The sequence below is a fragment of the uncultured Paracoccus sp. genome, assembly GCF_937873615.1.
In the GTDB taxonomy this organism is placed as follows: Bacteria; Pseudomonadota; Alphaproteobacteria; order Rhodobacterales; family Rhodobacteraceae; genus Paracoccus.
This window is the reverse complement of record NZ_CALMYP010000065.1, coordinates 151435-171299: the sequence shown is the minus strand read 5'-3', so window position 1 is coordinate 171299 and position 19865 is coordinate 151435. Positions and strand designations below refer to the sequence as shown.

Annotated in this window: 20 protein-coding genes; 14 read left to right on the top strand and 6 right to left on the bottom strand. The window is 66.2% G+C overall.

The annotated features are described in order from the left end of the window. Positions 1-551: 551 nt before the first annotated feature. From ndk to Q0330_RS15900, 5 genes are all read left to right on the top strand, one after another. Positions 552-974, top strand: coding sequence for a nucleoside-diphosphate kinase (ndk, locus tag Q0330_RS15920; protein ID WP_299481633.1), 423 nt, complete (start codon positions 552-554; stop codon positions 972-974). 110 nt (positions 975-1084) lie between these two features. Next, positions 1085-2017, top strand: a complete 933-nt coding sequence (fabD, locus tag Q0330_RS15915) for an ACP S-malonyltransferase (protein ID WP_299481663.1) — start codon at positions 1085-1087, stop codon at positions 2015-2017. Then, positions 2017-2727 carry an aspartate/glutamate racemase family protein gene (locus Q0330_RS15910; protein ID WP_299481630.1) on the top strand — a complete coding sequence of 237 codons (711 nt, stop codon included), beginning with the start codon at positions 2017-2019 and terminating at the stop codon, positions 2725-2727. Before fabD ends, Q0330_RS15910 begins: the two co-directional genes overlap by 1 nt. Continuing rightward, positions 2720-3457 carry a 3-oxoacyl-ACP reductase FabG gene (fabG, locus tag Q0330_RS15905; RefSeq protein ID WP_299481627.1) on the top strand — a complete coding sequence of 246 codons (738 nt, stop codon included), beginning with the start codon at positions 2720-2722 and terminating at the stop codon, positions 3455-3457. The genes Q0330_RS15910 and fabG overlap by 8 nt, the downstream gene beginning before the upstream one ends. Positions 3458-3617: 160 nt before the next feature. Next, entirely contained in the window at positions 3618-3851 is a 234-nt protein-coding gene (locus Q0330_RS15900) for an acyl carrier protein (protein WP_299481624.1), read from the top strand. A gap of 104 nt (positions 3852-3955) precedes the next feature. On the opposite strand, the gene Q0330_RS15895 is transcribed toward Q0330_RS15900, so the two are convergent. The 3 genes from Q0330_RS15895 to Q0330_RS19250 form a co-directional block, all read right to left on the bottom strand. Further along, on the bottom strand, positions 3956-4561 hold the full coding sequence (locus Q0330_RS15895) for a DUF1190 domain-containing protein (protein WP_299481620.1): 606 nt from the start codon (positions 4559-4561) through the stop codon (positions 3956-3958). Between the two features lie 2 nt (positions 4562-4563). Then, positions 4564-5787 carry a glutathionylspermidine synthase family protein gene (locus tag Q0330_RS15890; protein WP_299481617.1) on the bottom strand — a complete coding sequence of 408 codons (1224 nt, stop codon included), beginning with the start codon at positions 5785-5787 and terminating at the stop codon, positions 4564-4566. A gap of 94 nt (positions 5788-5881) precedes the next feature. Further along, positions 5882-6406, bottom strand: coding sequence for a hypothetical protein (locus Q0330_RS19250; RefSeq protein ID WP_366518340.1), 525 nt, complete (start codon positions 6404-6406; stop codon positions 5882-5884). On the opposite strand from Q0330_RS19250, the gene Q0330_RS19245 reads away from it, so the two are divergent. Further along, a complete protein-coding gene (locus Q0330_RS19245; RefSeq protein ID WP_366518339.1) occupies positions 6323-6967 on the top strand; it encodes a DUF6545 domain-containing protein in 645 nt (214 codons plus the stop codon). The genes Q0330_RS19250 and Q0330_RS19245 overlap by 84 nt on opposite strands. Here the strand turns inward: Q0330_RS19245 and Q0330_RS15880 are convergent. Beyond that, on the bottom strand, positions 6955-7566 hold the full coding sequence (locus Q0330_RS15880) for a TetR/AcrR family transcriptional regulator (protein WP_299481611.1): 612 nt from the start codon (positions 7564-7566) through the stop codon (positions 6955-6957). The two genes, Q0330_RS19245 and Q0330_RS15880, sit on opposite strands and share 13 nt — an antisense overlap. Positions 7567-7714: 148 nt before the next feature. On the opposite strand from Q0330_RS15880, the gene Q0330_RS15875 reads away from it, so the two are divergent. From Q0330_RS15875 to Q0330_RS15855, 5 genes are read left to right on the top strand one after another with little or no spacing between them, the layout of a single operon-like run. Then, the gene (locus tag Q0330_RS15875) at positions 7715-8785 is read left to right on the top strand and encodes a 3-oxoacyl-[acyl-carrier-protein] synthase III C-terminal domain-containing protein (protein WP_299481608.1); all 1071 of its coding nucleotides are present in this window, start codon (positions 7715-7717) and stop codon (positions 8783-8785) included. 19 nt (positions 8786-8804) lie between these two features. Further along, positions 8805-10676, top strand: coding sequence for an NAD-dependent epimerase/dehydratase family protein (locus tag Q0330_RS15870; protein WP_299481605.1), 1872 nt, complete (start codon positions 8805-8807; stop codon positions 10674-10676). Continuing rightward, positions 10651-11961: a F390 synthetase-related protein gene (locus Q0330_RS15865; protein ID WP_299481602.1), complete on the top strand. Its 1311-nt coding sequence runs from the start codon at positions 10651-10653 to the stop codon at positions 11959-11961. The genes Q0330_RS15870 and Q0330_RS15865 overlap by 26 nt, the downstream gene beginning before the upstream one ends. Positions 11962-11984: 23 nt before the next feature. Next, positions 11985-13154, top strand: coding sequence for an RsmB/NOP family class I SAM-dependent RNA methyltransferase (locus Q0330_RS15860; protein ID WP_299481599.1), 1170 nt, complete (start codon positions 11985-11987; stop codon positions 13152-13154). 54 nt (positions 13155-13208) lie between these two features. Next, entirely contained in the window at positions 13209-15236 is a 2028-nt protein-coding gene (locus Q0330_RS15855; protein WP_299481596.1) for a PAS domain-containing sensor histidine kinase, read from the top strand. Here Q0330_RS15855 and Q0330_RS15850 read toward each other — a convergent pair. After that, complete coding sequence (locus Q0330_RS15850; RefSeq protein ID WP_299481594.1) at positions 15233-15802, bottom strand: hypothetical protein; 570 nt, start codon at positions 15800-15802, stop codon at positions 15233-15235. The genes Q0330_RS15855 and Q0330_RS15850 overlap by 4 nt on opposite strands. Before the next feature lie 201 nt (positions 15803-16003). Here Q0330_RS15850 and recA point away from each other — a divergent pair, with 201 nt between their 5' ends. The 3 genes from recA (at position 16004) to Q0330_RS15835 (ending at position 19437) form a co-directional block, all read left to right on the top strand. After that, a complete protein-coding gene (gene recA / locus Q0330_RS15845) occupies positions 16004-17062 on the top strand; it encodes a recombinase RecA (protein ID WP_299481591.1) in 1059 nt (352 codons plus the stop codon). Positions 17063-17377: 315 nt separating this feature from the next. Continuing rightward, complete coding sequence (locus Q0330_RS15840; RefSeq protein WP_299481588.1) at positions 17378-18364, top strand: imelysin family protein; 987 nt, start codon at positions 17378-17380, stop codon at positions 18362-18364. Then, positions 18364-19437, top strand: coding sequence for a DUF1513 domain-containing protein (locus Q0330_RS15835; RefSeq protein WP_299481585.1), 1074 nt, complete (start codon positions 18364-18366; stop codon positions 19435-19437). The genes Q0330_RS15840 and Q0330_RS15835 overlap by 1 nt, the downstream gene beginning before the upstream one ends. A gap of 24 nt (positions 19438-19461) precedes the next feature. Here Q0330_RS15835 and Q0330_RS15830 read toward each other — a convergent pair whose 3' ends face one another. Next, a complete protein-coding gene (locus Q0330_RS15830; RefSeq protein ID WP_299481582.1) occupies positions 19462-19797 on the bottom strand; it encodes a hypothetical protein in 336 nt (111 codons plus the stop codon). Positions 19798-19865 lie beyond the last annotated feature (68 nt).

The window sequence follows — 19865 nt, the reverse complement described above, 5'->3', positions numbered from 1 at the left end:
CCTTTCGAAGAAGCATGGACCGGATCGCTCATACACAGAAGATCTGACACTCTCGACACTCTGACACTCCACGATGCTGCGCAAGGCATGAATGTCCAGCCCGTCGAAACTGCGGCGCGGCACCAGCAACTGGCCTAAATGTCCGGAGAGGACCGACCCACTCCGACGCCCCCCCGCTGCGGCTGCAAACTGCTTCACCTGCGTGGAGAGGTATCAAGACATGCCGCCGGGGCACCTCCGTCGCTCCATCGACGGGCCGGACGTGCGGCACTTCACCCTCGCCCTCATCCTCTCGGCGCGCGACCTCATCGGGACCGGCGGGGTCGCCGTCACCCCGGAGCGAGGCGGCCTCCACGACCCGCGCCGACCCGCGCCGCGCGCCGCGAAAAACGTATCGACGCGGTATGTACAGGATATGCACGCAAAGCCGACGCGATATGACGCCCCGTTTCGGGCGCCGATGACACGGCTTTTCAACCCAACCCACCCGTGATACCAGCCGCCCATAATGTCCGCGCGGGACCGCCCGCGCCCTTTGACGGAGTATTCCCATGGCTACCGAGCGCACGCTTTCCATCATCAAACCCGACGCCACCAAGCGCAATCTGACCGGCAAGATCGTCGCCAAATTCGAGGATGCGGGCCTGCGCGTCGTCGCCTCGAAGCGCATCCATCTCTCGCCCGCCCAGGCCGGTGCCTTCTATGCCGAACACGCCGAACGCCCCTTCTATGGCGAGCTGGTCGAGTACATGGCCTCCGAGCCTGTCGTCGTGCAAGTCCTTGAAGGTAAAGGCGCAATTCTGAAGAACCGCGAAGTGATGGGCGCCACCGATCCGGCCGAGGCCGCCGCCGGCACCATCCGCAAGGACTTCGCGCTGTCCAAGGGCGAGAACTCGGTCCACGGCTCCGACAGCCCGGAATCGGCCGCGCGCGAGATCGCCTTCTTCTTCTCCGGCCTCGAACTGGTCGGCTGATCCTGCTTGCGGGTCTTCCAAGGGGGCGCGGGCCGATGGGTCCGCGCCCCTTTGACATTGCCGCGCCCCTTCCGCCGGGTTAGGACGGTTGAAACGTCAGAGGGGACAAGATCATGCGTGCATTCGTTTTTCCCGGCCAGGGCGCCCAGACCATCGGCATGGGCCGCGAACTGGCCGAAGCCTACCCGGCAGCGATGGACGTTTTTCACGAGGTAGATGAAGCACTTGGCGAAGATCTCTCGAAACTGATCTGGGATGGCGAGATCGAGGAACTGACCCTGACCCGCAATGCCCAGCCGGCGCTCATGGCCTGCTCCATGGCCGCGTTCCGGGCGCTTGAGGCCGAGGGGTTCGGCATCAATGACGCCGATTACGTCGCCGGCCATTCGCTTGGCGAATATTCGGCGCTCTGCGCATCCGGCGCGCTCAGCCTTTCGGATACCGCGCGGCTTCTGCGCCTGCGCGGGCAGGCCATGCAGGACGCGGTGCCGGTGGGCATCGGTGCCATGGCCGCGATCCTCGGCCTCGATTTCGCCACCGTGGACGAGATCGCCCGCGAGGCCTCGGGCGACGAGGTCTGCCAGGCCGCCAATGACAACGACCCCGCGCAGGTGGTGATTTCCGGCCACAAGGACGCCGTGGAACGCGCGGCGGCACTGGCCAAGGAACGCGGCGCCAAGCGGGCGCTGATGCTGCCGGTCTCGGCGCCGTTCCACTCGGTCCTGATGCAGCCGGCGGCGGCGGCCATGGCCGATGCGCTGGCGGCGGTCGAGATCCAGGCCCCGGCGGTGCCGGTGATCGCCAATGTCCGCGCCGAGCCGGTGATCGAGCCCGGCGCCATCCGCATCCTGCTGGTCGAACAGGTCACCGGATCGGTGCGCTGGCGCGAATCCATCGAGTTCCTGTCCGGCGCGGGCGTCACCGAATTCTGGGAAATCGGGGCCGGCAAGGCGTTGTCGGGCATGATCAAGCGGATCAGCAAGGACGCCACCACCCGCGCCATCGGAACGCCTGCGGACATTGCCGCCCTCAAGGGCGCCTGATGCGACCGATCGGGATTCTCGGCGGCATGTCCTGGGTCTCGACGGCCCATTACTATGCCACGCTGAACCGGATGGCGGCGGAACGCATGGGCGGGCTGCACTCGGCCCGGATCCTGCTCCATTCGGTCGATTTCGCGCCTATTGCTCAGATGCAAAAGGACGATGACTGGCAGGGCGCGGGCGCCGTGCTGGCCGAGGCTGCACAGGGGCTGGAACGGGCAGGTGCGGGGCTGATCGTCATCGCCGCGAATACCATGCATCTTGTGGCCGATCAGGTCGCGGCCGCCACCGATCTGCCGCTGATCCACATCGCCGATGCGACAGCCGATGCCATCGCCGCCGCCGGGCTGAAGCGCCCCGGCCTGATCGCCACCGCCTATACGATGGAGCGTCGCTTCTACCGCGAACGGCTGGAGGCGGCGGGCCTCGATCCGGTGATCCCGGGAGAGGCCGACCGGGCCGAGATCCATCGCATCATCTTCGACGAGCTGGTTCGCGACGAGGTGAACGACACCAGTCGCCGGACCTATGAGGAGATTGCCGCGAAGCTGGTCGCCGAAGGTGCGGATTGCGTCATCCTCGGCTGCACCGAGGTCGGGCTGCTGCTGAATGCCGGCAACGTCCCCGCACCGGTCTTCGATACGGTCGAAATTCACTGCCGGGCGGCGCTGGAAGCCGCCTCTTTCGAGACAGGAGAGACATATGTTTGATCTGACAGGGAAATGCGCGCTGATCACCGGTGCCTCGGGTGGCATCGGTGGCGGCGTCGCCGAGGCGCTGCACGCCGCCGGTGCCACGGTGGCGTTGTCCGGCACGCGCGAGGCGCCGCTGGCCGAACTGGCCGCGAAGCTGGGCGAGCGCGCCCATGTCGTGACCGCGAATCTGGGCGATGCGGAGGCCGTCGAGGCGCTGCCGAAAGCCGCGGCCGAGGCGATAGGCGGGATCGACATTCTGGTCAACAATGCCGGGATCACCCGCGACAATCTGTTCATGCGCATGTCGGACGAGGAATGGGCGCAGGTGATCGACGTGAACCTGACCTCCTCCTTCCGGCTGTGCCGGGCGGTGCTGCGCGGGATGATGAAGGCGCGTTGGGGTCGGATCGTCAATATCACAAGCGTCGTCGGCGCGACCGGCAATCCGGGGCAGGGCAACTATGCCGCCGCCAAGGCCGGGCTGGTCGGCATGTCGAAATCGCTGGCCTACGAGGTCGCGAGCCGAGGCATTACCGTGAACTGCGTTGCCCCCGGTTTCATCGCCACCGCCATGACCGACAAGCTGAACGAGGAACAGAAGGGCAAGATCCTGACCCAGATTCCCGCCGGCAAGATGGGCACGCCCGAGGATATTGCGGCAGCGGTGCTGTATCTCTCCTCACCCGAATCAGGCTATGTCACCGGGGCCACGCTGCATGTGAATGGCGGCATGGCGATGCTCTGAACCTGTCCATCTACAGGTCTCTCGGAACCGAAAACGCGGCAAAAGCGGTTGCATGGGCGTGATCCGCTGCTATATCCCGTGATGAGGCGCGGGGGCTGACCCCGGCATCGCGGCATGGCCGCAAACCTTGGGCTGATGCCCGCGAACATGAGGATAAGACATGAGCGATATCGCTGATCGCGTGAAGAAAATCGTTGTCGAGCATCTCGGCGTTGACGAGGACAAGGTGGTCGAGACCGCTTCGTTCATCGACGATCTGGGTGCGGACAGCCTCGACACGGTCGAGCTGGTCATGGCCTTCGAGGAAGAGTTCGGCATCGAGATCCCGGACGACGCCGCCGAAACCATCCAGACCTTCGGCGACGCCGTGGGCTTCATCAAGGGCGCGGTCTGATCCAGCCTTAAGAGTTTCGGAAGACGGCGCCTTCGGGCGCCGTTTTTCATTTTTGGGCTTTGGGCAGCGGATGCCGCCTTGCGGCGGCCAAGATTCAGTGCGCGTCAGCCGCCATAGCTGCGGCTGCCGCTGCGCGCGGTCGATGAGGCGCCGAAGCCGCCGCGCTGGCTGACCTGCGCGGGCGTCATCGGGGCCTTGCCGATGGTCGAGGGACCCTTAGTGAAGGTCGAGCCCGACACTTTCCCGGTGCCGCGATTGTTGGCGAAAGTCTGCTTGCCGTCCGGGGTGGCAAAGCCGCCCTGCGCGGTGCGCACCATCGGCTGCGACATCACCCCGCGCCCGCCGCCCAGCATCGAGCCGATCATGTAGCCCATCAGCATCGGCATGAAGATCGAACCGCCGCCGGACTGATTCTGCACCGACGGGTCGGTTTCGCAATTTCCGACGCCGTGTTCCTGTTCGCAAAGCTGCTTGGAATCGTAGCGCGGCGCGGTTTCCAGATGGGTCTGTTCGGCCTGGGCGAATTGGGTCTGGCAATCCGCCTCGGTGAAGAAGAGCGAGCCCTTCTGTGCCTCGGCCACGCAGCTTTGCAGGTCGGGGAAGGCGGCGGCGTCGGTCTTTTCCTCCTCGCAGGCGGCAAGGGTCAGCACGGCAGAACCGGCCAGGAACAGCGCCACATGGCGAGAGCGTTTGCGGGTCGGTCTGGTCATGGTCAGCCCTCGATGTAATGCGGCTTGAAGCGCGACAGGTTATGCGTGATGCGCGAGGCATCCTCGCGCAGGCCCATGCCGACACAGGCCTCGCCCACGATCCAGGCGCCGACCACCGGGTAGAAACCGCCGAAATCGGGCAGCGGCGCCAGTGCCTGAACGATGCGGACATGGTGGTCATAGCTGTCATCGGGCGCGCGCTCAACCTCTCTGCCCTGCTGATGGATGACGACGCCCGCCCCCTCGCGCGAGAAGATCGGTTTTGACACATGGCCCGCGCGCAGGGCGTCGCGCGCCGCCTCGAAGGCCTTTGCGATGCGGGGGGCGGGGGTGCCACCGCGCATGGCCTCGGCCACATCCGCCTCGAAAAAGGCCGGCAGCAGGTTCGGATGGCCGGGGAACATCTGCCACAGCAGCGGCAGGATCGCCTTGTTCGAGACCACCGCCTTCCAGGGCGGTTCGATAAAGCGGGTCTGCGACGAGGCGAGATGCTGTGCGAAATCGTCGCGGAGCATGTCCTCCCACGGATAAAGCTTGAACAGCGTGCCGATCACCCGGTTCTCGTCATCGGCGAACTGGCCTTCTTCGGTCAGGCCGATCCCGGCCAGATCGGTGAAATGCGCGCCCAGATCGGCCTCGCGCGCGGCCCAGCCGAGGGCTTCGACGGTGGCGTAATCCTCGGGGTTCTGCTTGTCGGCGGCAAAATGGATATCGGTGCCGGGCGCGGCGATCTCGGCCCAACGGGTGGCGAGTGCTTCGTGGATGGCGTTGAACTGGTCGGTCCCGGGCGAAAGCACGCCGAGGCGCTGCTGATCCTCCAGCCAGAGCCACTGGAACGAGGCGGATTCGTAAAGCGAGGTCGGTGTGTCGGCGTTGTATTCCAGCAGCTTTGCCGGACCATTGCCGTCATAGGCCAGATCCATGCGGCCATAAAGCTCGGGCTCGCCCGCCTTCCAACTGTCGGCGATGAAATCCCAATGCTCGGACGGGATGTCCATCCGGCTCAGCCATTCGTCGCTGGCAAGCGCTGTGGCCACGGCCTCGCGGACCATGGTGTGCAACTCGGTCGAGGGGTCCTCGATATCGTTCTCGACCTCGGCCAGGGTGAAGCGATAGGCGCTGCTTTCGTCCCAATAGGGTTCTCCGCCCATATCGGCGAAGGTAAAGCCCAGTTCGGCGGCGCGGTCGCGCCAGCCCGGGCGCTCTGGCAGGTCGATCTTCTTCATCTGTGGTCCTATCCTCTGTCGATCTACAGATTGCTGCTCGACGGAAAGGTTACAAGCGGGGCCGGGCGTTTTGTCGCCGGGAATGCAAGATTTGTCAGCAGTCTCGTTGGGCGCAACCGCGCTGATGCAATCGTGCGGCGGCGGCTTCCCCGGGGGCGCAGGCATTGATGAGAACTTCGGCCTCGGCGGTGGAAAGCCGATCCACACGCGAGGGGCGGCGCTGCGGCAGTTGCCGGGCCTGTAGTAACCAGCGCTCTGGCGCGGTGCCCGCGACGGCCATGCCAAGCGCATGAGCGCCGGCCAATGGATCGGCCAACAGATCTTCGTGCCGCAGCGTGGTGATCGGATGGTCTGTCAGGGCCGCTTCGCCGCGTTGCATCAGCGCAGACCAGAACCTGCCGCAATCCCGCAGCGTGGGGCGGTGCCGCAGGATCGCACCAAGCGGCAGGCCGCCACCGACCCGGGCCAGCAAGGGCCAGACCGCCCCGCGCCCGAGATGGCGTTTCGGTGAAATCGGATCGAGCAGGCCGAACCCGTGCTTCCACAGCCAGATCGCCAGCCGGCCCGGCGGGTAATCGCGCAGCGACAGCGCCGTGTCGGCCCCGGCGCGCAGCAGCACGATCAGTCGCGCCTTCGGGAACATCCTGCGCAGCGTGCCGGCTGCGGCCAGCGAACCGCCCGAGCGTTCGGCCCAGACATTCGGGGCCGGGTCCTGCCGGGCGGCGAGGGCGCGAAACAGCGTCAAATAGTGGTCGGCAAGCGGGCCGTCAGGGCGATTCGCAAGCTGTGGACGCAAGTCTGCGAAGGCGGCGTCGGGGTTGGTTTCCAGATGCGGCAAGGTGATCGCCAGAAGCGGCGGGCAGCGCCAGGGATCGTGCCGGGGATCGGGTGTCAGGTGATACAGGAACTCGTCCGGCGCGTTATCGGGATTGCCGATCCGCGACATGCCCGGAAGCGGTTCGGAAAGCGCGCGCCAGAAACTCGCGCCATCGCAACGGGCCGGGCGAAAGGCGCGGGGGCCGATCATGGCGAAGCATTCCGACAGGCTCAGCACCTCGGGATGGCTGCGCAGCATGGCCGAGATCAGTGTCGAGCCGCAGCGCGCCGAGCCGAGCAGAAGGGCCCCGCTCATGCCGCTGGCGTCGCGGTTTGCGTGGAATTGTTCGCTCAAGCCTGCTGATGCTCTATGTCGCGCAGGAAGCGGACCACCAGACCATCGGCGAGCTGCTTCGCGCTGGCATCGGTCAGCAGGTCCAGCCGACCGCTGGCCCGAAGCTGTGCCAGGCCCTGAATGGCTGCGAACAGGCTTGCCGCCTCGCGCCGGGCGGAGTCCCTGTCCAACCCGGGCGCGATCATTATGAGTTCGCTTGCCGCCATGTCCAGCAGGTCGTCGATCGCCTTCAGATACCAGTCGGGGAAGTCGTCGGACCGGCGTGGCCCTTCGAAAAGCGAGCGAAACAGGGTCGGCTCTGCCTCGACCAGATCGAGATAACGTGCGGCCAGGGTCCTTAGTCGGTCGGGCGGATTGGCGCCGGGCAGGTCGCTGAACAATGCCGCGATCCGCGCGAAATGCGTTCGGTTCACCTGCCAGAGCACATCGGGAAGGCTATCGAAAAGGTTGTATATCGTGCCGGGCGTATAGCCCACCGCCTTTGCCAATCGGCGCGCCGTCAATGCCTCGGGACCGTCCTGAAGGATGATATCCCTTGCCGCCTCCAGCGTCAGACGACGCAATTCCTCGCGAGAGCGGCGGGTGCGAGGGGCCTTGTCGTCAGGCATTTCAGGGGGCTGCGCCGGGTTATCGCTATCCATTGCCAGGGTTTCCCGCAGTCTGAAAGGGGGGTGAACGCTGTTCAAAATCAACTTGACGGGTTGGCCTGTTTTCGTCAAGCTCTGATATTGAACAGTGTTCAGAAAAGGTGTGGACATGTATCTTCCCGCTGATTTGCATAAGAAAATTACGCGTGATCGCAATCCGATCCTGCCGATCCGCATCGAAGGCACCGGCGTCTATCGGCCGCGCAAAATGCTGAACTCGGCCGAGATCGATTGCCGGCTTGGCTGGCGTTCCGGCCAGACGGCGCAGAGCTATCGGATCGAGAGCCGGGCGGTGGCCGGGCCGGATGAAACCAGCTCGGTCATGGCCGCGCGGGCGGCGCGCGTGGCGCTGGATGCGGCGGGGATCGCGGCGGATGAGGTCGATCTGGTGCTGGGCGCTTTCGGGGTGGGCGAGCAGCCGATCCCGGCGACGGCGGCGCTTGTCCATGCGCAGCTTGGCCTGCAGCAGAGCGGCATTCCCGCCTATGACATCGGTGCGACCTGCTTGTCCTTCATGGCTGCGCTCGATCAGGCGTCGCTGAAGATCGCGGCCGGGCAGGTGCGGCGGGTGCTGATCGTCTCGGCCGATATCGCCTCGGTCGGGCTTGACTGGTCGCACCCGGAGGCCGCGGCGATCTTCGGCGATGGCGCGGCGGCGGTGGTTCTGGGCCGCCAGCCGGAAGCCGAGGCGGGCGGGCGTCAGGCCGGGCGTCAGGCCGGGCTTCTGGCCTTGCGGATGGAGACCTGGTCCGAGGGCCGCGAGGCCTGTGTGCTCGCTGCCGGCGGCACCCGCATCAATCCGGCGCGCGACGACGGCATCGCGCCGGCGGATGCGCTGTTTCGCATGGATGGGCAGGCGGCCTTCCGCGTCGCTGCGCGGCGGCTGCCCCGGTTTCTGGCGCGGCTGCTGGCCTCGGCCGGGGTGGCGCGCGATCAGATCGACGTGGTCATCCCCCATCAGGCAAGCGCACAGGCGCTGGATCATGCCCGCGCCCTGATCGGTTTCGGCAAGACGCAGGTCGTCGATATCTTCGCCACCCATGGCAATCAGATCGCGACATCGATTCCGACTGCGCTGCATCACGCCGTGACGACAGGGCGGATGGAGAAGGGCAAGCTGGCCCTGCTGATCGGCACCTCGGCCGGGATCTCGGTCGGCGGCGCGCTGATCCGGGTCTGAGACCGGGAAAGGACATATCATGCCACTTACCCTTGTCACCGGCGCCACCGGCTGTCTGGGTCAGGCGCTTTGCGCCGATCTGGCCCGCGAGGGCTGGACCATCCGCAGCCTGTCGCGCCACCCGGCCCCGCCCGAGACCCCGGTCGCACGCCATTACGCCCTCGATCTGGGGTCGGATCCGCTGCCCGAGGATGCGCTGCAGGGGGTCGATACGGTGTTTCACTGTGCCGCGCTGTCCTCGGCCTGGGGCGCGGCGGCGGAATTCCACGCCGCCAATGTCACCGCGACCGAGCGTCTTCTGGCGGCTGCGCGCAGGGCGGGGGCGCGGCGCTTCGTCTTCGCCTCGACGCCCAGCATCTATATCAATGGCCGCCCGCGCGAGGATCTGGCCGAGGAGGCACCCCTGCCGCGTCAGTTCCTGACCGAATATGCGCGGACGAAATTCATCGCCGAAACGCTGGTGCGGGCGGCGAGCGGCGCGGATTTCACCACCGTGGTGCTGCGCCCGCGCGCGATCTACGGGCCCCATGACCGGGCCTTGCTGCCACGTCTGCTGAAGGCCCTGGGCGATGCGGATGACAGCCGGCCCCTGACCCTGCCGGGCAACGGCACCGCGCTTATCGACCCGACCCATGCCAGCGATGCCGCGCAGGCCATGCGCCTTGCCGCGCTGGCGGATGCGGCGACGGTCGGTGGGCGGGCCTATAACATCACCTCGGGGCAATCGGTGACGGTCAATGAACTTCTCGACCGGTTGGCGCCGATTGTCGGCCGCAAGGTTCCGCGCCGCTTCATGCCCTATGCCGCCGCCGCCACGGCCGCCAGCCTGACCGAAAGGATTCAGCGCCTGCGCGATCCAGGGCAGGAGCCGCGCCTGACCCGACATGCGGTGGCCGCACTCGGCCTGACGCTGACGCTGGATATCTCGGCCGCGCGGCGCGATCTGGGTTATGTGCCGCGCGTTTCGCTGGAGGAGGGGCTCTCGGGGCTGAGCAGGCCATCGACCGGCCCCCGTCCGGTCCCGGTTCCGGCCCAACCGCGCGACAATGCCATCCGGCTGGAGATGCTGCGCGTCGGCGATTGCGTCTCGCCCGGCACGGCGCTGCGGCGCGATGCGGCCCCGGTGCCGCGCGTGGTGCCGGCGCTTGTGGCGGTGCTGGACCATGGCGATGAGGTCAGCCTGTTCGATACCGGCTATGGCCGGACCTGGTCGTGGATCACCCGACGGCTGCCGGAATTCGCCTATCGGCTGGCAGTGCCGTCGCGCATCCCGGCGGGTCAGCAGCTTGACGTTTCGCTGCGCCGGCTGGGGGTAGGGCAGGTCTCGCGGGTGATCTTCTCGCATCTTCATGCCGATCATGTCACCGGGCTGTTCGACCTCGACCCGATGCCGCCCTGTCTGGCCAGCCGCGAGGCGCTGGCGAAGCTGGCCCGGATTGCACCTGGGAAGGGCGCTGCGGGTCGGGTCGCGGCCCTGTTCGAGGCGCTGCCCATGGCGCTTGCCCGGCAATTGCAGGGGCTTGTCACGGATGGCCGGCTGACCGAGATCGAGGCCGCACCCACCTGCGCCCTGCCGCCCGCGCTTGCGGGTTTCGGGCCGGGCCACGACCTCAGGGGCGATGGCAGCATGATCTCGGTCGCCCTGCCGGGGCATGGCAATGGCCAGATCGGGCTGTGGCTGCCGCGCAGCTCTCGCGGGCCGGTGCTGCTGGCGGCGGATGCGGCGTTTTCCGGTGCGGCACTGCGCGACGGCGTGCTGCCGCCAGCCGCCATTCTAGCCCGGCTGGGCGACCCGGTCGCCTATCGCCGCACCTTCGAGGCGCTTGGCCGTCTGGCCTCGGAAGGGATCGAGATCATCGTCTCGCATGACCCGCATGTCCGCACCTCCTGAGCGCGGGATCTGGGCGGCGATCCGGGCCTTCGCCCGGCATCGCTGGGGCGGCTTCGCCGACCGCGCGGCGATCGAGACGCATCAGCGCCGGGAATGGGCGCGGATGCGGCGTGACCTGCTGCCGTTGACGGGGTTTTACCGGGGCCTCGATCCCGCCGATCCCCATGATCTGCCGGCCATGGATCGCGACCGGCTGATGGCCGAATTCGACGGGCTGACCACGTCTGGCCTGACCCGGGCCGAAGCCGAGGCCATGGCGCGTTCCGCCGAACCGGGTGCGCCGGCCCTGCCGTCGCGCCGGGACGGGCTGGCCGCCGGGTTCTCCACCGGCACGTCGGGACGGCGCGGCCTTTATGTCACCGGCCCGGCCGAGCGGCGGCTTTGGGCGGGGGCGCTGGCGGGGCGGTTCTGGCCGCGCCCGGCCCTGCGCCCGCAGCGGACCGCGCTGTTCCTGCGCGCCGATAACCGGCTTTACGACGCGTTGAATGCCGGGCCGCTGCGGCTGCGCTTCTTCGGGGCGATGCTGCCGGCGGAAGTCCATGTCGCAGGCATCGCCGAATTCGATCCGACCGTTTTGGCCGGCCCGCCCTCGACCCTGCTGGCGCTTGCCGAGGCGCTCGCTGCACTGGGCCTGCGCCTGCGCCCGAGCGTGGTCCTGTGCGGGGCCGAGCCGGCCGAGCCGCAGGATCTCAGCCGGCTGGAACAGGCCTTCGGCATCCGCCCCGACATCATCTATCAATGCACCGAGGGCGTGCTGGCCATGACCTGCCGCCATGGCCGGCTGCATCTGAACGAAGGCCATATCGCCTTCCGCCGCGAGGTCATCGACGCCGGGACCGGGGCCTTCCTGCCGATCATCAGCGACCTTTCGCGGCGCAGCCTGATGGTGCTCAACTATCGGCTGGACGACGTGCTGTTGCCCGACCCGGAGCCATGCCCCTGCGGTTGCGCCTCGACCGGCATTGCTCGGATCGAGGGGCGGCTGGACGATGCGATCTTCCTGCCGGCCCCGGATGGCATGCGCTGGATCAGCAGCGAGGCGTTGCGCCGCATCGCCTTCGGCATTCCCGGGGTCCGGGACTGGGCGCTTGCCCAGACCGCGCCCGACCGGCTGCGCTTTCATCTGACCGGCGCCGATCCGGCTGCGGCGCTGCCGCAGCTGCGGGCCGCATGTGCCGAGCTTGCGCATCGGAAGGGCTGCGTGATACCCCGGATCGAGGTCTCGACGCAGATGCCCGCCGCCGATGGTGTCAAGCGTCGCCGCATCCTCCGCCTCTTCGCCTGAACCCATCTGCAACCGGACTTCCCATGACCCCCGCCGCCCGTATCGACGCCGCGATCGGCATTCTCGACGCCATTCTTGCCGGGCAACCGGCAGAGCCTGCGCTGCTCGGCTGGGCGAGGGCCAGCCGCTTTGCCGGATCGGGCGACCGTGCCGCCATTCGCGATCTGGTCTTCGAGGCCCTGCGCCGCCGCGACAGTCTGGCCGCACTCGGCGGCGGCCTGAGCGGGCGCGGGCTGATGATCGGGCTTCTGCGCCTGCGCGGCGAGGACCCGGATGAGGTCTTCACCGGTCAGCGCCACGCCCCGCCGCCGCTTCTGGCCGAAGAACGCGCGGCAGGTGCCAGCCCCGAGGCGGCGGATGCGCTGAGCGATCTGCCGGACTGGATCTGGCCCGACTGGCAGGCCTCGCTCGGCCCCGATGCGCGCACGGCGGCCGAGGCGATGCGGTCGCGCGCGCCGGTCTGGCTGCGCGTGAACCCGCGCCGCGCAACCCCGGATGAGGTCCGCGCCGAACTGACCCGCGACGGGATCGAGACCGAGGCCACGCCCGATCTGCCCACCGCATTGCGTGTGGTCGCGGGCGAGCGCCGGATCGCTGGATCCACCGCCTATCGCGAGGGCAAGGTCGAGTTGCAGGATCTCTCGCCGCAACTGGCCTGCGCGGCGCTGCCATTGCAGGCGGGCGCGCGGGTGCTGGATTACTGCGCCGGTGGTGGCGGCAAGTCGCTGGCGCTTGCCGCGCGCGCCGAGATTGCGCTGACGGCGCATGACGCGGCCCCGGCGCGCATGGCCGATTTGCCGGCCCGCGCGGTCCGGGCGGGCGTCGAGATTGCGATAGCCTCACAGGGGCAGTTGGGGCGGGATTACGATCTGGTGGTGGTCGATGTGCCCTGCTCCGGCTCGGGAACCTGGCGGCGGACGCCGGATGCGAAATGGCGTCTCGACCCGGCCGGGCTGGACCGGCTGATCAGGACGCAGGCCGGGATTCTGCGTGAGGTCGCGCCGATGGTGCGCCCGGGCGGGCATCTCGCCTATATGACCTGCTCGCTGCTGGCGCAGGAGAATGCGGGCCAGATCGCTGATTTTATGCGCGAGAATGCCGGATTTTCGCAGGAGTTCGAGCGCAAATGGCTCGCCCCGCAGGGCTCTGATGGGTTCTATCTGTCGCTGCTGCGACGCATTGGCCCCCATTAACGGTTCTTTAAGGCGGCACGGCTATTCCTCGTGAAAACAGTTTGGAATGCCCTCATGAAGAAGCTGTTGAAGCGGTTGCCCAAGCACATCGGGCTTTGGGTGCCGGTTCTGGTGCTGCCGCTTTTGATCGGCGAGATCTGGCTACATGCGGCGGGGCTCCGACCCAATCCGGGTGCTGCGCTGTCGATGGGCGTCGCGACGGCGCTGGTCGGCTGGTATTTTCTGGGCGGCGGCCTTGCACTGGCCCATGCGCGCGAAGGACTCATGCGGCGGCGGCAACTGTCACGGCTGCAACCGGCGCTGGATGCCGCGCGAAACCCCGAATGGGCGGTCGATTCTGCCGGGCTGATTCTGGCGCAATCAGCCGCCGCGCAGGAAATCCGCGGGGATTTTGTGGGACGGCCGCTCGCACATGTTCTGTCCAGCCATATCGCCGATGCGGAAGGGGAGGCTGACCGGTTGCTGACCCGAACATTGCGGCACGGCAAGTATGAGATTCCGCTGCAGAATGGGAATGCCTTTCGGGCTGAACGCGTCGGTTCGAAGGTGGTGCATCTTCATTTCGTGTCGTGCCAGTCCGCACAAATTCCGGATCCGATGGATTACGACAAGCTGCCTGTCGCGATCTTGCGCCTGTCCGGCGATGGCGTGATCCTGAAGGCGAACCGGGCGGCATGGTCCTATTGTGGCGATGGCGCTTCGGGGCAACATGTCTCGAAACTGCTTGATGGCTTGGGCCGACCGTTTGAGGGCTGGTTGGCAGAAGCCAAGCAATCGCGCCAGCCCCTTCCGCCCGAAGTGCTGCGCGCGCCAAAGGCAGGGCCGGACCGCTTCATCCAGATCTCGCTTCACCCGGAAGAGGGGACAGAGGGCACGTTGATCGCCGTCCTCTCGGATGCGCGCGCGTTGAAGACGCTGGAGGCGCAATTCGTCCAAAGCCAGAAGATGCAGGCCATCGGTCAACTGGCTGGTGGAATTGCACATGATTTCAACAATCTGCTGACAGCGATCAGCGGTCATTGCGACCTGCTCATGCTGCGCCATGACAAGGGCGATCCCGATTACGCAGATCTTGACCAGATCAGCCAGAATGCCAATCGTGCCGCCAATCTGGTCAGTCATCTGCTTGCCTTCTCACGCAAGCAGACGCTGAAGCCGCAACTGCTTGACATGCGAGAGGCCATTTCGGACCTGTCGCATCTGTTGAACCGGCTGGTGGGAGAGAAGATCACGCTCGACTTTCGACATGATCCCGGCCTTGAAACGGTGCGCGCGGATCGCAGCAAGATCGAGCAGGTGATCATGAACCTTGTCGTGAATGCCCGCGATGCCATGCCAGATGGTGGTTGCATTGACATCTCTACGCAGAATCTCGACCTGGAGAAGCCGCTCCACCAGGGCCGTTTCGCAGTTCCCGCTGGCCGCTATGTCCAGGTCACCGTCGCCGACCAGGGCTGCGGCATTGCGCCCGAATTGCAGGGCAAGATTTTCGAGCCCTTCTTTACCACGAAGCGCATCGGCGAAGGCACCGGGCTGGGCCTGTCGACCGCCTATGGCATCGTCAAGCAGACCGGGGGCTATATTCTTTGCGAGAGTACCGTCGGGGTCGGGACGGCATTCACCATCTTTCTTCCGGTCCATTCGGGCAGCGAACAGCCAATGGACGATGTCGCGCTGCCCCTGCCTGAGGCGACAGCCAATGCCGGGCAAATGCAGCATGTCCTTCTTGTCGAGGACGAAGAGCCGGTTCGCGCATTCGCAAGCCGGGCGTTGAAGTTGCGTGGCTACAAGGTGACCGAAGCCAGTTCGGGAGAGCAGGCGCTGTCCCTCTTGACCGATAACCGCCTTCAGATCGAGCTGATCGTGTCAGATGTGGTGATGCCCGGACTGGATGGTGTCAGCTGGGTGCGTCAGGCGCTCAAGGACCGGCCGGGCACGAGGGTGATTTTCATGTCCGGCTATACCGAAGATGTCTTCGAGGACGGTCGCAACCCGGTCGAGGGCGCATCATTTCTGCAAAAGCCATTCTCGCTGAGCGACCTGATCGCAGCCGTGGCCGGTGAACTGAACCGTGCCGCCTAGCTGAGACTTTCGTATAGCAGGATGTCCTGACGCAGCGTTTCGCGCAACTGGGCTTCGGTGGCCGGGGAGAGGGTCACATCAGCTGCGGGGGGAACGTTGACCCGTGGCAGCACGATTTCGCAACCGAGCCGGTCGTCGAGAAAGGCCGTAAAGGCGTCGATATCCTCGTAACGGAAGATCCGGTCAACCGGTGTCTCGCCGCCCAGGAATGCGGATTGTGTGCCGATCCCGTTGGTCACGGCGCCAGGCTCGCTCAGGTAACGGCGGGTGAAATGCTCGAAATCCGGCAACTGATCGGCGTCGCTGTCGCGCAGCTCGAATCGATACCAGCTGCGAAGCCATTCTACGGGTTCGCGCATAAGTGCGACGGTGGTGAAATCTTCCGCAGCGATCTCGCGCAACCAGGGCTGCAGATGATGGCGGAACTGCGTCGCATTGACATGTTTCATCGCATGCGGGCGCTGCACGGCCAGGCTCGCGAGGGGCTCAAGCGCCACCTCTACTGCGGTCGATCCGGCTTTGGGGGTTGCCAGGAACACCAGCCTCTGATCCCAGAAAATCAGCATGTCGTTGCCTCCCGTAGCTCGGGGCGGAACTAAGCCCTCGGCTCTCGGGTGTAAACCTTTGGTTAAGAAAATCCTGCTAGGCCTTGGCGTAAGGTGCTTGCCTGAATGGCGGTGCTGGCGTATGAGAACATTTATGGAACATAATGCCGCGCCGATTGAGCAGGGGTGGTGGGTCTGACATAAGGGCTGGGAGTAGGCAGGATGAGCGATACGGAAATGGACAAGAAATCGGCCGACAAGCAGAAGGCGCTCGACAGCGCACTGGCGCAGATCGAACGGCAGTTCGGCAAGGGCTCGATCATGAAGCTGGGTGCCGACAATCCGGTGACCGAGATCGAGGCGACCTCGACCGGCTCTCTGGGGCTGGATATCGCGCTTGGCATCGGCGGTTTGCCCAAGGGGCGCATCGTTGAGATCTATGGCCCGGAAAGCTCGGGCAAGACCACGCTGACGCTGCATTGCATCGCGGAAGAGCAGAAAAAGGGCGGCGTCTGCGCCTTTGTCGACGCCGAACATGCGCTGGATCCGCATTACGCCCGCAAGCTGGGCGTCAATCTGGACGAATTGCTGATCTCGCAGCCCGATACGGGCGAGCAGGCGCTGGAAATCGTCGATACGCTGGTACGCTCGGGCGCGGTCAGCATGGTGGTGGTCGATTCGGTCGCGGCGCTGACCCCGAAATCCGAGATCGAGGGCGATATGGGCGACCATCAGGTCGGTGCCCAGGCCCGTCTGATGAGCCAGGCGATGCGCAAGCTGACCGCCTCGATCGGGCGTAGCAACTGCATGGTGATCTTCATCAACCAGATCCGCATGAAGATCGGCGTGATGTTCGGCAGCCCCGAGACGACCTCGGGCGGCAATGCGCTGAAATTCTACGCCTCGGTGCGTCTGGATATCCGCCGCATCGGCTCGATCAAGGATCGTGACGAGGTGGTCGGCAACAGCACCCGCGTCAAGGTGGTGAAGAACAAGGTCGCGCCGCCCTTCCGGCAGGTCGAGTTCGACATCATGTATGGCGAAGGCATCTCGAAGCGGGGCGAATTGATCGATCTTGGCGTCAAGGCCGGCGTGGTCGAGAAATCCGGTGCCTGGTATTCCTATGGCGACGAACGGATCGGCCAGGGCCGCGAGAATGCCAAGCAGTTCCTGAAGGACAACCCGGCCATGGCCTTGGAGATCGAGGACAAGATCCGTGCCAGCCACGGGTTGGAATTCGACGTGACCGACAGCGAATCGGACGTTCTGTCGGAGGATTGATCGGCAGCGAACCCATGCTGAAAAGGCCGGCGCTGTTTGCGCCGGCCTTTTCGTTTTCGGTATTGCTCCGGTTTGAGACGGTTGCGCCGCGTTGGGCGGAAGGGTGAACCTGCCTTGCCGCGATTGCGGATGCAGGGCTTTGCCCAAAGCGGGTCGTTCGTGCATGTAACGCAGCGGAATGCCGGCGGCAGTTGAACGCCGGCACCAAATCTGCCAATCCGATCCCGTCAAGAAGCCGGGACCCACTGCGGACCCGGACTGCAATCAAAACGGCCAGCCCGGTTTGCCAGCCCGTCAAGGCAGCGGAGAATGCCCATGAGATTTAAAACCGTAACGCTATGCGCCTTCTGCGTCCTGACAGGAACTGCAGCCAGCGCCGATGTCGATCAGGCGGCGCGCGATGTCATCGGGCCGGCCTATCGGCATTTTGCCGAAGCTGCGACCGCGCTCGACCAGGCGGCGCAGGCGGATTGTTCGGCCGCGGCCTTGCAGGCGCCTTATCAGGCGGCCTGGGATGCCTGGGCCTCGATCGATTATTTTCAGCTTGGCCCGGTCGAACAGGGCGGGCGCGCGCTTGCCGTCAGCTTCTGGCCCGACAAGAAATCCTCGGGCCAGCGGGCGCAACAGGCGCTGATCGACGCCAATGCGCCGGTGATTGACGATCCCGAGGCTTTCGCGACGGTCTCGGTCGCGGCGCGCGGATTGTCGGGGATGGAGCGCCTGCTTTATCAGCCCGGCGTCGAGGGCGATGAGGATGTGCTGTGCCGGATGCGCCGTGCGACGGCGACGGACCTGGCCCGGACAGCGGCGGAGATCGCGGCGGATTGGCCCGATTTCGAGGGCAGTCTGACCACGGCGGGCGCGCCAGAGAACAGCCGATATCTGGCGCCGGTCGAGGCGCGGCAGGCGCTTTATACCCAACTTGTTACCGGGCTCGATCATCTCGCTGAGGTGCGGCTGGGACGCCCCATCGGCACCCCCGAAAAGCCGCGCCCGGACGCCGCCGAGGCCCGCGCGGCGGGTCGCAGCCTGCGCAATGTCGCCCTGTCGCTGCAGGGGATGCGCGATCTGGCCATGGCCTTGCGCCCCGAGGCGCAAAAGGCGCGGGCGGCGTTTGACAAGGCGATTGCCGAGGCCGAGGCGCTGGATGATCCGGTTTTCGAGGGCGTCTCAGATCCTGACGGGCGCAAGCGCGCCCTGGCGGTCGAACGCGCGGTCTGGTCGGCCAAGCTGGCGGTAGAAAGCGATATCGGCGAGGCGCTCGGGCTGAGCGTCGGGTTCAATTCCAAGGATGGCGACTGATGGCTAACCGCAGGACCTTGCTGAAGGGGCTGGCAGCCGCCGCGATCCTGCCGATCCGGGGCTGGGCGGCGGTCGGGGCGCCGGAATGGGTCGCGGCGGGCAGGTTGCCGGATGACAGCCATGCGCTTCACGGCCTCGACGCCGCTGGCGGCATCACCTTCGCGGTGCCCCTGCCGGATCGCGGCCATGCCGCTGCCGCCCATCCTTATCGCGCCGAAGTCGTGGCTTTTGCGCGCCGGCCTGGCACATTCGGGCTGGTCGTCGATTGTCGCGACGGCCATGTCAGCCACCGCCTCAGCCCGCCGCAAGGGCGGCAGTTCAACGGGCATGGCGCGTTCTCGGCCGATGGGACGCGGCTTTATACCTCGGAAGTCGTGGCCGAGGGGTCCGCCGGGCGGGTCGGAGTCTGGGACGTGCGCGCCGGCTATCGACGGCTTGGCGAATGGGACAGCCAGGGCATCGGCCCGCATGAGCTGCGGTTGATGGCAGATGGCAATCTGGTGATCGCGAATGGCGGGATCGAGACCGATCCCGAGGATCGCACGCCGCTGAACCTGGACCGGATGCAGCCAAACCTGACCGTTCTGGATGGCGAGGGGGCGGCGGTTTCGGTGCGTGCCTTCGGGCCCGATCTGGCGCAGGACTCGATCCGGCATCTGGCGCTTTTGCCCGATGGCGTGGCCTTCGCGATGCAGTGGCAGGGCGACCCGTCCGATCCGGTGCCGCTTCTGGGCATTGCACCGGTCGAGGGGGATCTGGTCGCCCATCCCGTGCCGGAGAGCGAGGCCTATGCGATGAAGGGCTATGCCGGTTCGGTCGCGGCGACCGGGGGGATGATCGCCATCACCTCTCCGGTGGGCGGGATTGCGATGATTCACGATCTGGATGGGGCGCATCTGGCCAGCCTGAGGCGGGCCGATATCTGCGGGGCGGCGGCGCGCGATGCGGACAGTTTCGCGCTGACCGATGGCGGCGGTGCGGTCTGGGCGGCGGACCCGGACGGGCTGCGCCTGCTGGCGCGTCACCCGCTCGCCTGGGACAATCATCTGGTCAGGATCGCCGCTCAGGCCTGAGAACGGAGGGCGAAACCCGACGGATCAGCCGGTTTCGCCATCTTCGTCGTCATCGCCGAAACGGGCGTCGTCGTCATATTCGTCCTCGCCCTCGCCGACATATTTGGCCGAGTTGCGGATCGAGATATTGTCGTGGCTTTCATCCATGACGACATCGGCGGGAATCTCGCCGGCCAGCCATTCGCGAACCTCCTCGCGGGCTTCTTCGGGCTCCAGCCCCTCGATCTCGGCGATATAGCGCAGGAAGCCGCGCTGATCGCCGTCGATCTCGTCCAGTTCGGCCTCGTCCACATCCGGCCAGCGTTCGATGATCGCCTCGTAAAAAGCCGGCCAGTTGCCGGCGACATGGTGCCACTTCATTTGCAACTCCTTGATAACAGGGGCCGGATCGCGGTCCTTCTGGCGCAACACCGGCCCCGGCCACCCGG